Genomic DNA, 13,182 nt, shown 5'->3' with positions numbered 1-13,182 from the left:
CCTGCAAGGGCGGCATTTTGGTTCCGGCTGCGCCGGAACAGCAATAACGCTGCGCGTTATTGCTTCAGAGGAATCACTCGGATCTCGACGCGGCGGTTCTTGGCACGGCCGGCATCGGTGCTGTTGTCGGCAATCGGGTAGGACTTGCCAGCGCCCAGGGTCTCGATGCGCACGCTCTGCACACCCTGGCCGATCAGGTACTGCGCCACCGAATCAGCGCGTTCCTTGGACAGGCGGTTGTTGACCGCGTCGCTGCCGATGCTGTCGGTGTGGCCGACCACTTCGATCATGGTCTGGTTGTAATCGCGCAGGGTGCCAGCAACGCCATTGAGCGAGCCGTAGAACTGCGGCTTCAGCGCCGACTTGCCGAAATCGAAGGTGATGCCGTCCGGCAGGTTCAGCATGATGTTGTCGCCCTGGCGCTCAACGTCGATGCCGGTGTTGGCGGTGCGCTCGCGCAGCGCGCGCTCCTGGCGATCCTGGTACTGACCCACGGCGGCGCCGCTGAGTGCACCGATACCCGCGCCGATCAGCGCATGCTGGCGACGCTCGGTCGCGCTGTCGCCGGTCAGCAGGCCCGCGGCCACGCCGATGGCGGTACCGATCAGGGCATTGCGGCCGGTGCGGTTCTGCTGCTCGGTCGGGTTGCCGTACGGATCACTCTGCACATAGGAGCCGCCGGTGGCGCAGGCCGACAGGACGGCCGCACTCATCAGGGCCAGTGCGACGTTGCGGGTGGTATTGCGGATCATGGTTTTCTCCTTGGTTTCCGGTCGGGCCGGCGGCTTGCGGGCGGCAACGAGGATAAACAGCCGGACGCGATGTCGGCATGATGATCGCAGCGGCCGACAGGGACGTGTTCAGCTAGCTGTCTGGACCGCTCAGCCAGCGCTTTACCCCGCCGCCGACTGACGGTAGGCGGCCAGTGCCGCATCACGGCCTGCCGCCAGGTCCACCAGCGGCGTACGCGGATACCCGGGCGCGCGTTCGGCCAACAGCTGCGGGTGCTGCCAGGGAGCGAACCGCGCCTTCACCGGCAGCGCCGCCAGCTCCGGCACCCAACGACTGATGTAACTCGCTTGTGGATCGAACTTCTCGGCCTGGGTAACGGGATTGAATACCCGGAAATAGGGAGCCGCGTCGGCACCGGTACCGGCCACCCACTGCCACCCCATCGTATTGTTGGCCAGGTCCGCATCCACCAGCGTGTCCCAGAACCAGTGGGCGCCGTGCAGCCAATGCGCACGCAGGTGCTTGCACAGGTAGCTGGCGACGATCATCCGCACCCGGTTGTGCATGTAACCGGTATGCCAGAGTTCGCGCAGGCCAGCATCGACGATGGGCACGCCGGTGTTGCCGCGCTGCCAGTCCTGCAGCTGGGCGGCACTGGGGTTGGCCCAGGGGAAACGGTCGAAACGCGGGTTGAGATTGTCCGTGGGCGTTTTCGGGAAGTGGTGCAGCAGGTGGTAGGCGAAGTCACGCCAGCCGAGCTGGCGCAGGTAGCCGTCGATGTCGGCATCGGTCGCGGCGCTGCGCAGGCCTTCCAGCACGTGGGCAATGCGCCACGGGGCAATTTCGCCGAAATGCAGGTGCGGCGACAGCCGCGAGGTACCTACCCGATCCGGCAGATCGCGCTGCTCGCGATAGCCGCGCAGCGCACCCTCCTCGAACACGGACAGCGCCTCGAGCGCACCGGCCTCACCCGGCTGCCAGTGCTCCCAGAAGCCGGAGTCCCACTGCAACGACGGCGCCAGCTGCAGCGCGTCCAGCGCCAGGCCTTCGACCGTGTGTGCGGTCAATCTGCGCGGCGCCTCCTGCAGGGCCGGCAATCGCCAATGGCTGAGCACGTTGCGCCAGTACGGGGTGAATACCTTGTAGGGCTGACCCTGCTGGGTGGCGATGTCCCAAGGCTCGAACAGCAGGCTGCCGTTGCAGCTCTGCGCATCAATGCCCTGCTCGCGCAGCGTGCGTTTGACGGCGGCATCGCGCGATTGCGTCGCCGGCTCGTACTTGCGGTTCCAGTACACCGCCTCGGCGCCGGTCTGTTGAATCAGCGCCTGCAGTGTCGGCAGGCTGTCGCCGGTGCGCAGCACCAGCGAGGAGCCGCGTGCACGCAGGTCGCCATCCAGCGCTGCCAGCGAGCGGTGGCGCCAGGCGTTCGACGCGGCACCCGGCGCCCAATCGCCCTCTTCGTGCGGGGCGTGGATGTAGACCGGCACCACATCGTGGCCCGCTTCCAGCGCCGCCTGCAGCGCCGGATTGTCCTGCAACCGCAGGTCCCGACGGAACCATACCAACGCTACCGACACGTGCACTGCCTCTCTGTCCTGGTCGGCCATGATAGCCAGTGGCGGTGAAGGCGATGCGTGCGACGGCCTCTGCTAGGCTGCGTGCTGTCCTGCTTCCGCCCTGCCCTCGTCATGGATGATCTTCGCGCAACGTTTGCCCGCTTCGGCACCCTGCAACCGCAACACGCTGATGCGTGGCAGGGACCATTCCCGTTGCCGGACGTGCTGGCCGGATTCTATGCACGCGTCGGCCCGTTCGGTGAGGTATTCAATCCTGCCAAAGGCCCCAGCGGCATCACCGTACCGGGCGTAGAGGTGTGGCTGCCGCCGTTGCAGCGCCTGTGGGCGTATCAGGCGGGCTACCGCTGGAACGGCATCGATGGCGAACCGATCAGCGACTGGCCAGCACACTGGCTGGTGATCGCCGACCGTGGCGCCGATCCCCTCATCCTCGACATCAACGACGGCCGCGTGCTGTTCGCCCGTCATGGCGCGGGGCATTGGGACGCCGACACGTTCGTCGCCGACGTACCGACCTTGATGGCCGCATTGGCGGCGGCGGGCAGCGTTTACCTCGAGGCCGATGAGGACCTGTACAGCGATGACGATGATGGTGGGATCCGTCCCGAACATCGCGAAGCGGCGCTGCGCGCTGTCGCTGCGGTGCTGGGCGACACGGACGAGGCAGAACTGTTCCTGGACGCGCTGCAGTAGATCCACGCCGTGCGTGGATGGTGCACGGGAAGGTTCAATCCACGCATGGCGTGGATCTACTTCATGCCTTCGTTGATCACCCGCCCGTCTTTCTTTCCTGCGGCGCCTGCTTCGGCGCTGCTGAGCGGCACGGACGAGGCAGAACTGTTCCTGGACGCGCTGCAGTAGATCCACGCCGTGCGTGGATGGTGCACGGGAAGGTTCAATCCACGCATGGCGTGGATCTACTCCATGCCCTCGTTGATCACCCGCCCGTCTTTCTTTCCTGCGGCGCCTGTTTCGGCGCTGCTGGGTGGCACGGACGAGGCAGAACTGTTCCCGGACGTGCTGCAGTAGATCCACGCCGTGCGTGGATGGTGCACGGGAAGGTTCAATCCACGCATGGCGTGGATCTACTTCATGCCTTCGTTGATCACCCGCCCGTCTTTCTTTCCTGCGGCGCCTGCTTCGGCTGGGCGGTCAGGAACGGGTGCAGGACCGAATCCGCGGCAGCCACCGCGCTGCCCATCAGCAGCAGGGCAACGGCAATGGCGGCCATCGGAACGATGCGCGGGCGCGTGCTCATCGGTCTGTCCTCACTCCCAGCAGCGGTCGGTGCGGCCCTTGGCGGTCTGCGCACGTGCACAATCACGCGGTGCAATCCGCCCTTCCTGGTGCTCCACCCGCTGCTTGCCGCCATTGTCATCTCGCGTCAGCTCGAAGGCGTCGTACAGGCGTCCGGTAACCGTGCGCGCCTCGTAGCGCAGGTGCTGCGGATCGATACGCAACACCTGGAACAGCTGGGTGTCCTCGCCCACTGGCTCCATCGTCCTGCGCGCCTCGTCCGACAGCCGGTACTGCTTCGGCCCTGCTACGGTCACCACGTACTGCGGCGTTGCGGCCTGCCCTTCACCGCGACGGCCGTAGGTGTGGTCATGCCCCTGCAGCACCAGATCGACCTTGTGGCGTCGCACCACCGGCAGCAGCACCTTGCGCAGGGCAGCATTTTCGCGGCCCTCGCGCGGTGAATAGAACGGCTGGTGCAGCAGCACGATGGTCCACGGCTGCCGGTTGCCGGTCAGCACCTTGTCCAGCCACTGCGCCTGCGCCTTGGCGGTGCCGAGATCCAGCGCTGATGTGCCGTCGACCACGGCCACGCGCACGCCCTGCGCATCGAACCAGTAGCTGGTACCCGCCGCGGCATTGGCACCGTTGTCCGGCAGGGCGAAGGTCACCGGCCAATGACGGCCCAGTACGCGGCGCTCCTGCGGGGTGTCCTCGAATTCCTCGAAATACTCGTGGTTGCCGATCGCCGGCGCCACCAGCGTCTCCTGTGCCAGCCAGCTGGTGGCGGCGAACCACTCGCCCCATTCGCTGTCGTCCATGTTGTCGCCACCACTGACCAGGTCACCGGCAAACAGGCTGATCCGCGCATCCGGTGCGGCCTTCTGTGCGGCCCGCACCACGCGGCTGACATGGCTGACGTTCTTGTTCTGGGTGTCGCCGAAATACAGCAGGGTCAGCGGCTGCTCGGCAGCGGCCAGCGTGCGCAGCTGGTTCCACGCGCTCCAGCTGCCATTGCCCTGTACGCGATAGACGTACAGGGTGTCCGGCTGCAGGCCGTCAATGTCGGCGCGATGATGATGCGACAGGCCGTTCTCGGTCTGTAGCACCTGGGTGGTTGCGCGCAGCTGGCGGATGCCCTCGATGGCCGGCGAATCGTCGGCCAGTGCGATTTCCAGCAGCGGCGACTGCACGCTGCCGTCGGTGCGCCAGGCCACCGCGAAGCCGTGGCTGGGGTCGACCGACGGAGAGGCGACGATGCGGTCCGGCACCGATGCGGCTGCGTAGTAACGGCTACCCGACGGCACCTGGGTGTTGGGCTCGGCCGCCGCCATCGCCACCGATGACAATGCCAACAGCAGGCCGACCGCAAGCAAGCGCATCAAACGCGCGCTCACGAACCGCACTCCAGCGGCAGGGCCAGCTGCTTGGCAATGCTCTCCCAGTCGAAGGCCACCACGCCCTGGTCATCGTGCACCGCGTAGAGAGCGCCGTGCGGGAACCGCGGCGTCGGCTGCTGCATCATCCAGATGCCATCGGTGTTGGCCACGGTATTGCCCTGGAACGCGCCTACCGGCTTCAGCGTATGGCGGTCGAACAGATGGAACACGCTGCGCTGCTTGCCCTGCTCGGTGGTGATCCACCAGCCGTCCTTGCCACAGGTGCGCAGCATCACGCCTTCGGCCTGCGCCTTGAACACGTCGCGGCCGAAGGTAGTGCCGGTGAAGCGCCCCGCAAGGGTATAGACCTTGAATTCGCTGGCGTAGCTTTCGTCCTCTTCGGCGATCAGCAGGCGATCATTGGCCGGATCACCCCAGATCGATTCGACCACGCGCAGCGCGCCGGCTTCGCTGGTATCACCGATGCTGGCCGACAGCGTTGCCTGGACCTTGGTACCGTCGCGGATCACGTGGTACTGGCGCACGCGCTTGTCCAGCTCGGCCAGCGGCGGCAGGATGTCCTTGCCCTGTGCGTCCTCGCCGTTGTCCCAGGAGTCGGTGACGTAGACGCTGTAGCCATCGACCCGGCGGTCCACCCACAGGCCGTAGGGCTTGCGCAGGTCGTCGGCACCGAATGTAGCCAACGGCGTGAAGTCCGGCAGCGAAAGCACCTGCACACGGTGGTTGTCGCGCTCGACGATCCACAGCAGGTCATCGATCACTGCGATGCCGTTGGGACGATCGAACTGGCCCAGATCGGTGCCGGTGCTGCCGACGTCACGCAGGTGCTGGCCAGTGCTGCCGTCGTAGACCACCAGCTTGTCGGTGGCCTTGGCCGTGGCGATCAACCAGGTCTTGCCATCCGGTGCCTGCCAGGAAGCCGGCGAATCGATGTTGTCGGCCGGGGTCATCGGGGTCAGGAACGCCTCGGCGATGGTCACCACCTTGCGCTCGACGGGTGCCGCAGCGCCGGCCGCAGCCGGCGCCTTGTCCGCTGCCGGTGTGCAGCCGGCGGCAAGAACGGCGGCCAGCGAGGCGGCCATCAGGGTCATGCCGCGCACCATCACAGTGCCACCTTCAGGCCAACGGCGTAGGTGCGGCCGTACTCTTCCAGCTGCAGGGTGCGCGAGCGCGTGCCCTGGTACAGCTCCAACGGCTTGTCCAGCAGGTTCTGCGCTTCAAAGTACACGCTCACGTTCGCGTTGAACCTGTAGTCCAGCGAGAAATCGAGCTGGGTGTTGGGCGCCACATAGATGTCGAACGCACGGCCCTTGCCGATGCTGTCCAGGTACTCGCTGCGGTACACCGCCGCCAGGCGCGTGCTGAGGCCGTACTTCTCATAGCCGATGTGTGCGCTGTACACGTGCTTGGAGGCGCGCGGCAAGGTGAAGTCCTCACCGGCGCGATCCTCGATGCCGGCGTCGAAGTCGGTATCCAGCCAGGTGCCGCTGGCGCCCACCAGCAGGCCGTCCAGGCCGGCGGGCAGGAAGGCCAGCTGCTGCTGCCAGTTCAGCTCCGCACCACGCACCGTGGCCTTGCGGCCATTGATCGGCTGGGTCACGTCGAAACCGCCGTACGCCGGATCATTGGTACGCACGGTCTGCACGATGTAGCCGTCGATGGACTTGTGGAACAGACCGAGCGAAACGATGCCGCTGCTGCCGAGGTACTTCTCCACCGACAGATCGATGTTCTTCGACTCGTACGGGTCCAGCTCCGGGTTGCCCAGGCGCACTTCCTCGTCGCCACGGCTGTAGCCGACGCGCGGCGAGATATCGCCGAAGGACGGGCGCGAAACGGTCTTGTTGGCCGAAGCACGCAGCACCCAGTCATCGGCCGCGTCGTAGCGCAGGTGCAGGCCCGGCAGTACGTTGGTGTAGCTGCTGTTGGCCACGCGCGGGGTCACGGTGTAGCTGCGGCCGTTGGCAGCCACATCGACCTGGTTGCCCTCGGCCTTGAAGCGGGTGTTCTCCACGCGCACGCCACCGATGATGCGCAGCGCACCGACATCCCACGTGCCCATGGCATAGCTGGCGAAGATGTCTTCACTGGCGGTGTAGTCCTCTTCCAGCGACGTCATCGCATTGGCACCGACGTCCTGCGGACGGGCGCTGAACTGGCCGCTGTTGGCCGCCCAGTACGCGCGCATGGCATCCGAATCCATGCCATCGCCCAGCGTGCCATGACGGTAGTCGGGCGAGCCGGTGGTCCAGCTCGACAGCGCGACCTTCGGGCCGACACGCAGTTCGCTTTCGTCGACGTTGACGTCGCGGTCGCGCCAGCGCCCCAGCAGGCCGAACTTGATGCTGCTGTTGTCGCCGTCGAAGCGCACGTTGACCTGCGCGCTGTGTTCCTTGTCGTTCACCTGCTTGGGCGAGATCACGAAGCGATCGAACGCGTAGTTGCCGTTGTCCAGCCACTGCGGGTTGTCGAAGCTGTAGCTGGGCAGGCGGCTGCTCTGGTCCAGCGTGCCGTTGAACGCCTTGCCGTTGAGCTTGAAGCGCGCCTCCATCTCATCGTTCACCCGCTCTTCGGTCCGGGTGAAGCCGAGCTTGTAATCGACCACGGCGTTGGTCAACTTGTTCTCGCCGCCCAGGCTGGCGGCGAAGGTGTTCTCTTCCTTGGTGCGGTAACGCATGCGCTTGTCGATGGAATCCTTCGGCATGCCGTCCAGGCGGTACTGGTCGGTACCGGTCCTGACCATCTTCGCGTCGTCGAAATTGAAGATCACGCGCTGGCGGGTTTCGGCGTCGTCGAACTGGCTGTACAGCGCACGCAGGTAGTACTTGCTGTCATCGTTCGGGCGCCAGTCCAGGTTGAGGTTGGCGCCGATGCGCTTGCGCTCGATCTCATACTTGCGGTGCTGCAGGTTGATCGCGGTGACGTCGCCCGGCGCGGCATCGTCTTCGCCGTCGTACTCCACTTCGGTGTTGTCCGATTCGAACTTGCGCTTCTGGTAGTTCACGCCCAGCGCCACGCCGAAGGTGTCGTTGAACACTTCGCTGTAGTTGAAAGCGGCCTTCGGGCTGGTTTCGCCGGACAGCTGCTGGTGGCTGGCTTCGATCTTGCCGCGCAGGCTGCGGCCGTCACGATCGAAGGCCGAGGCCGATTCAACCAGGATCGCGCCGCCGATGGCGTCGCCCGGCATGTCCGGGGTCGGCGACTTGACCACGCGCAGGCGCTCGGTCGAATCGGACGGAATCACATCCAGCGGCGCGGCACGGCTGGAATCTTCCGGGGTGCCGATGGCGATGCCGTCGACGCTGACGCTGTTGAGGTTGGCATCCAGGCCACGCACCACCACGAAACGGCCTTCGCCCTGGTCGCGGGTCACGCTGATGCCCGGCAGGCGCTGCAGCGACTCGGCCACGTTCTTGTCCGGGTACTGGCCCAGCGCGTCGGAGGACACAGCGTCTTCGATGGCGTCGCTGCTGCGCTTGAGGTCAACCGCGCGGACCTGCGATTCCAGCTGCGCACGCACTTCGATGCGGTCCAGATCGGTCGCCGCGGCGCCGCCGCCGGCCGCTGCAGCAATTTCGGCTGCCAGCAGCGACGGGCTGGCCGTCACCAGCAGCGAGAGGCTGATTGCCAGGCCCAACGTGTTCTTCTTCTGCACAGCTATCCCCAACGGTGTAAAGATTGGGTCAGCACGGTATGTCCGCGAGGTTGCATGGGCATGACACCGGTGGAGCCTGGCCTGCCGGCGCCAGCTCGGCAGCACCGCGCATTCCGCTTAAAATGGGGCTCTCCCCTTCTGCCAGACCCTCCCATGAAGATCGTCGAAGTGCGCCACCCGCTGGTGCAGCACAAGATCGGCCTGATGCGCAACGCCGCGCTCAGCACCAAGGATTTCCGCGAACTGGCCAACGAACTTGGCACGCTGCTGGCCTACGAGGCCACCGCCGACCTGGAAACCGAGCCGCACACCCTGCCGGGCTGGTCCGGCCCGGTCACCGTGCAGCGCATCGCCGGCGCCAAGATCACCGTGGTGCCGATCCTGCGCGCCGGCCTGGGCATGCTCAGCGGCGTGCTGTCGCTGATCCCGGCCGCCCGCGTCAGCGTGGTCGGCCTGCAGCGCGATGAAGAAACCCTGCAGCCGGTGCCCTACTTCGAGCGCCTGACCGGCCGCCTGGAAGAGCGCGACGCGCTGATCCTCGACCCGATGCTGGCCACCGGCGGCACCCTGATCGCCACCATCGACATGCTCAAGCGCGCCGGTGCCCGCCGGATCAAGGGCATCTTCCTGGTTGCCGCGCCGGAGGGCATCGAAGCAGTGAAGGCCGTGCACCCGGACGTGGAGATCTACACCGCCGCGATCGACGCGCAGCTCAACGACAAGGGCTACATCCTGCCGGGTCTGGGTGATGCCGGCGACCGCATCTTCGGTACCCGCGTGGGCTGAGATCGACCGGGGTCGGAGCGCTTTCGAAAGGAAGTGCTCCACCAGCTCCAGGCACCTTCACGCCGGCTTTGCGGCGACGGGCGAATGCTCCGCGCACCCGCCCTGCCCTGGAGCCACCATGAAAGCATCATTCCTGCTCGCCGCCGCCCTGCTGCTCAGCCTCCCGCTTGCCGCCAACGCAGCCACCCCGCAGCAGCAGCGCATGGCCGACTGCTCGGCCAAGAACAAAGGGCTGAAGGGCGACGCCTACAAGTCCGCGCAGAGCGCATGCCTGAGCTCGCACGCAGCCGCCCCGGCAACCCCCACCACGCCGCAGGAACGCATGAAGAAGTGCAACGCCGACGCCGCCACCAGGAAGCTCGCCGGCGACGCCCGCAAGACCTTCATGAGCAGCTGCCTCAAGGCATCGTAAAAACAGCGAAGAAAGGCCCATCCACGCATGGCGTGGATCTACTGAAGAAAGGCCCATCCACGCACGGCGTGGATCTACTGGCCACCGGAAAACTGTCGAAGGCGGGGCGGTGTCGGATTGCGGGGCATCCGCGCCATGGATGGCGCGGCTGAGCCTACAAGGACGTACTTGCGGCGTCCCCGCCATCCGACACCGCCCCGCCACCCCACGGATAGCCCGCTGTTGCTGTTGCTGTTGCTGTTGCTGTTGCCGTTGATTCGGCAGGTGCAGGGCGCAGCCCTGCCGGCAAACCTCACCCCAACGCCCGCGCCTTCAACTCGCCCTGCTCATGCAGCGTAACGAAACGCCCCTTCTCATCCCGCCCGACCTGCGCCAGCGCCACCTGCGGATCATGGGTGAAGAACAGATGCACGTTGCGCGCCAGCTTGTCCTCCAGGAACTGCCGCTTCTCGTCGATCAGCAGCTCGGCATTGCGGTCGTAGCCCATCGTGATCGGCACGTGCACCCACGAACGACCGGGAATCAGGTCGGCGCAGAACACCACGCCGCCGTGCGCCCCTGCGCCTGCATGGCCCTGCCCCACGATCTCGGCCAGCATCAGCCCCGGCGTGTGGCCGTCGCTGTAACTGAAACGCACGCTGTGGCCGAGCACCTTCGAATACTCACCGTCCACCACTTCCAGGCGCCCACTGGCCTGCAGCAGGCCCGGCAGTTCCGGAATGAAGCTGGCACGATCGCGCGGGTGCGGCTGCAACGCGCGCTGCCAATGCTGCGCACCAACCACGTACGTCGCATTGGGGAACAGCAGTTCCGGTTCGCGGCCTTCGCGCCACGCGGCCAGCAGGCCACCGGCATGATCGAAATGCAGATGGCTGAGAACCACCACGTCGATGTCTTCGTGCTCAAAGCCGGCTTCGCGCAGTGAATCGATCAGCACATGCTGGCTTTCCTGCACGCCATAGCGCTCGCGCATGCGCGGATCGAAAAACGCACCGATGCCGGTTTCGAACAGCACCGTCTTGCCTTCCAGCGGGCTCGCCAACAACGCGCGGCAAGCCAGCTCGATGCGATTGAGCTCGTCTGGCGCTGCCCATTTCTCCCACAACGCACGCGGCGCATTGCCGAACATTGCACCGCCATCCAGGCGCTGGGTATTACCGCGGATCGACCATAGTTTCATGGCGCAATTATCGGTCGCCGCTCGTTAAATAATCGCTAGCGGGAAAATGAAAAACCCCGCCGTTGCGGGCGGGGTTCTCAGGTTGCATCCGCCGGGCATGGCCCGGCGCTACCGCCGGATCAGGGAGCCGGCACGACCTGGGCGCTGCCGACCGGGTTGCGCGGATCGCTGCCGCCAAACAGCTTGTTGGCCTTGCGGTCCCACTCCACCGTCTGCAGGTTGCCCCATACGTGGCTGGAACCACGGCCGCCGGCAGCGACCTCGCCCGGCAGGTCGATCTTGTGGCCCATCGCCTGCAGCTGCTTGATGGTGGCGGCGTCGAACGCATTGCTTTCGGCTTCGATCAGATCCGGCAGCCACTGGTGGTGGTAGCGCGGCAGCGCGGCAACCTGCTGCGCATCCAGGCCAGCGTCGTAGCCGAGGATGCCCAGCAGCACCATGGTGATGATGCGGCTGCCACCGGGCGTGCCCAGCACGATCACCTTGTCGTCGTTCTCCATGAACGTCGGCGTCATCGAGCTGAGCATGCGCTTGCCCGCTTTCGGTGCATTGGCGGCGTAACCCATCACGCCAAACGCGTTGGGCGTGCCCGGCTTCAGCGCGAAGTCGTCCATCTCGTTGTTCAGCAGCACACCGGTGCCCTTCGGAATCAGGCCCGAGCCGTACAGCAGGTTGACGGTCTGGGTGGCGCCGACACGGTTGCCGTCGCGGTCGATGATCGAGAAATGGGTGGTCTCGTCATCTTCCAGCGGCGTCGGGTTGCCCGACAGCAGGTCGCTGGGGGTGGCCTTTTCCGGGTGGATGGTGGCACGCAGGCCCTGCGCGTAATCCTTGCTGGCCAGCACCTTCTGCGGGATCTGCACGAAATCCGGATCGCCGAGGAAGAAGGTGCGGTCACGGTAAGCACGACGCATCGACTCGACCACCAGATGGGTGCGGTGCGCGGCATCCATCTGCTTGATGTCCCAGCCTTCCAGGATCTGCAGCATGCTGGCCAAGGCGATGCCACCGGAGGACGGCGGCGGCGCGGTGGTGATCTTCCAGCCGTTGTAGTTGAAGACGATCGGCGCGCGCTGCTTCACGCGGTAGCCGGCCAGTTCCTCGGCAGTCCACTTGCCACCGGCCTGCTTCACGCCGGCCAACAGCAGCTTGCCGGTCTGGCCCTTGTAGAAGCCATCGAAGCCGCCGGCGGCCAGGCGCTCCAGGGTCTGCGCCAGTTCCGGCTGCTTGAACAGGTCACCGGTGGCGATCGGCTTGCCATTGCGCAGGTAGACCTCGCGCGTACCGGGATAGCGCTCCATCACTTCGCGGCGCGAGGCATAGCCCTTGGCCATGCGCTCATAGACCGGGAAGCCTTCACGCGCGATGCGGATCGCCGGCTGCAGCGAGGCCGCCAGCGGCAGCTTGCCGTGCTTGGCCGACAGTTCGACCAGCGCCGCCGGCAGGCCGGGAATGCCGGCCGACCACGGACCATTGACCGAACGATCGCGGTCCAGGTCACCCTTCTTGTCGAGGAAGGCCTGCGGCGTGGCCGCGGCCGGTGCGGTCTCGCGCGCGTCCAGCATCACGTCCTTGCCGGTGGCCGCATCATGCAGCAGGAAGAAGCCGCCGCCGCCCAGTCCAGAACTGATCGGCTCGACCACGGCCAGGGTCGAGGACACCGCCACCGCCGCATCGAAGGCGTTGCCGCCCTGGGCCAGGATGTCGACACCGGCCTGGGTGGCCAGGGCGTGGCCGCTGGCGATGGCAGCACCATCAGGACGCTCGGCGCGGGCCGGGGCATCAGCCCAGGCGACGGAACTCAGCAGCAGGCCGAGCAACAACAGGGGGCGGGCGAACGGCTTCATTCGGATGGGGGCTCCGCATAGAGTTCGGGATGATCGTGCTGCAGTTGGCGCAGCTTGGCCAGCAGCTCGATTTCGGTTTCGACGATGTCCGGATCGGGGTCGATGCATTCGACCGGGCAGACGACCACGCACTGCGGTTCGTCGAAATGGCCCACGCACTCGGTACAGCGGGCGGGGTCGATCACGTAGATGGTTTCACCCATCGTGATGGCCTGGTTCGGGCAGGCCGGCTCGCATACGTCACAGTTGACGCAGAGCTCATTTATTTTCAGCGACATGGCGATACTCCACGCCCGCGCCTTGGGACAAGGACCGGCCTGCGCGGGCGCGCGGGCCGGTCAGGTCATCAGCGGCGCC

At 66.1% G+C, this 13,182-nt stretch carries 13 protein-coding genes and 1 pseudogene; 5 read left to right on the top strand and 9 right to left on the bottom strand.

Annotation, left to right across the window (positions count from 1 at the left end; translation table 11 throughout):
* Nucleotides 1-56: 56 nt before the first annotated feature.
* A complete protein-coding gene (locus tag CR919_RS11800; RefSeq protein ID WP_089240401.1) occupies nt 57-752 on the bottom strand; it encodes an OmpA family protein in 696 nt (231 codons plus the stop codon).
* Between the two features lie 141 nt (nt 753-893).
* A complete protein-coding gene (locus CR919_RS11795) occupies nt 894-2,309 on the bottom strand; it encodes a deoxyribodipyrimidine photo-lyase (protein WP_099820215.1) in 1,416 nt (471 codons plus the stop codon).
* Nucleotides 2,310-2,420: 111 nt separating this feature from the next.
* Between CR919_RS11795 and CR919_RS11790 the strand changes: the two genes are divergently transcribed.
* The 3 genes from CR919_RS11790 to CR919_RS21420 are packed head-to-tail and all read left to right on the top strand — an operon-like array spanning nt 2,421 to nt 3,338.
* Nucleotides 2,421-3,002, top strand: a complete 582-nt coding sequence (locus CR919_RS11790) for a hypothetical protein (RefSeq protein WP_099820161.1) — start codon at nt 2,421-2,423, stop codon at nt 3,000-3,002.
* Between the two features lie 45 nt (nt 3,003-3,047).
* Nucleotides 3,048-3,170: a hypothetical protein gene (locus tag CR919_RS21425; protein ID WP_279324055.1), complete on the top strand. Its 123-nt coding sequence runs from the start codon at nt 3,048-3,050 to the stop codon at nt 3,168-3,170.
* Between the two features lie 45 nt (nt 3,171-3,215).
* On the top strand, nt 3,216-3,338 hold the full coding sequence (locus tag CR919_RS21420) for a hypothetical protein (RefSeq protein ID WP_279324054.1): 123 nt from the start codon (nt 3,216-3,218) through the stop codon (nt 3,336-3,338).
* Between the two features lie 94 nt (nt 3,339-3,432).
* Here the strand turns inward: CR919_RS21420 and CR919_RS11785 are convergent.
* From CR919_RS11785 to CR919_RS11770, 4 genes and pseudogenes are all read right to left on the bottom strand, one after another.
* A pseudogene (locus tag CR919_RS11785) lies at nt 3,433-3,567 on the bottom strand (inorganic diphosphatase); the annotation flags it as partial.
* A 10-nt stretch (nt 3,568-3,577) separates the two neighbouring features.
* Nucleotides 3,578-4,927, bottom strand: a complete 1,350-nt coding sequence (locus tag CR919_RS11780; RefSeq protein ID WP_099820214.1) for a metallophosphoesterase family protein — start codon at nt 4,925-4,927, stop codon at nt 3,578-3,580.
* Nucleotides 4,928-4,938: 11 nt separating this feature from the next.
* Nucleotides 4,939-6,048 carry a phytase gene (locus CR919_RS11775; protein ID WP_099820160.1) on the bottom strand — a complete coding sequence of 370 codons (1,110 nt, stop codon included), beginning with the start codon at nt 6,046-6,048 and terminating at the stop codon, nt 4,939-4,941.
* The gene (locus CR919_RS11770) at nt 6,048-8,600 is read right to left on the bottom strand and encodes a TonB-dependent receptor (RefSeq protein WP_099820159.1); all 2,553 of its coding nucleotides are present in this window, start codon (nt 8,598-8,600) and stop codon (nt 6,048-6,050) included. The genes CR919_RS11775 and CR919_RS11770 overlap by 1 nt, the downstream gene beginning before the upstream one ends.
* A 153-nt stretch (nt 8,601-8,753) precedes the next feature.
* On the opposite strand from CR919_RS11770, the gene upp reads away from it, so the two are divergent.
* Together upp and CR919_RS11760 are read left to right on the top strand one after the other, a co-directional pair.
* Nucleotides 8,754-9,386 (top strand): uracil phosphoribosyltransferase, encoded by a 633-nt coding sequence (upp, locus tag CR919_RS11765; RefSeq protein ID WP_025878832.1) that lies wholly within the window; start codon nt 8,754-8,756, stop codon nt 9,384-9,386.
* Between the two features lie 118 nt (nt 9,387-9,504).
* On the top strand, nt 9,505-9,798 hold the full coding sequence (locus tag CR919_RS11760; RefSeq protein WP_099820158.1) for a PsiF family protein: 294 nt from the start codon (nt 9,505-9,507) through the stop codon (nt 9,796-9,798).
* Between the two features lie 292 nt (nt 9,799-10,090).
* On the opposite strand, the gene CR919_RS11750 is transcribed toward CR919_RS11760, so the two are convergent.
* From CR919_RS11750 to CR919_RS11740, 3 genes are all read right to left on the bottom strand, one after another.
* Nucleotides 10,091-10,978, bottom strand: coding sequence for an MBL fold metallo-hydrolase (locus CR919_RS11750; RefSeq protein WP_099820157.1), 888 nt, complete (start codon nt 10,976-10,978; stop codon nt 10,091-10,093).
* 119 nt (nt 10,979-11,097) lie between these two features.
* On the bottom strand, nt 11,098-12,825 hold the full coding sequence (gene ggt, locus CR919_RS11745; protein WP_099820156.1) for a gamma-glutamyltransferase: 1,728 nt from the start codon (nt 12,823-12,825) through the stop codon (nt 11,098-11,100).
* The gene (locus tag CR919_RS11740; RefSeq protein ID WP_025878828.1) at nt 12,822-13,103 is read right to left on the bottom strand and encodes a YfhL family 4Fe-4S dicluster ferredoxin; all 282 of its coding nucleotides are present in this window, start codon (nt 13,101-13,103) and stop codon (nt 12,822-12,824) included. The genes ggt and CR919_RS11740 overlap by 4 nt, the downstream gene beginning before the upstream one ends.
* Nucleotides 13,104-13,182 lie beyond the last annotated feature (79 nt).

Origin of the sequence: Stenotrophomonas sp. LMG 10879, from assembly GCF_002750935.1 — a bacterium.
Taxonomy (GTDB): Bacteria; Pseudomonadota; Gammaproteobacteria; order Xanthomonadales; family Xanthomonadaceae; genus Stenotrophomonas; species Stenotrophomonas lactitubi_B.
The sequence above is the reverse complement of the archived record's forward strand: the minus strand, read 5'-3'. Positions and strand labels throughout refer to the sequence as shown.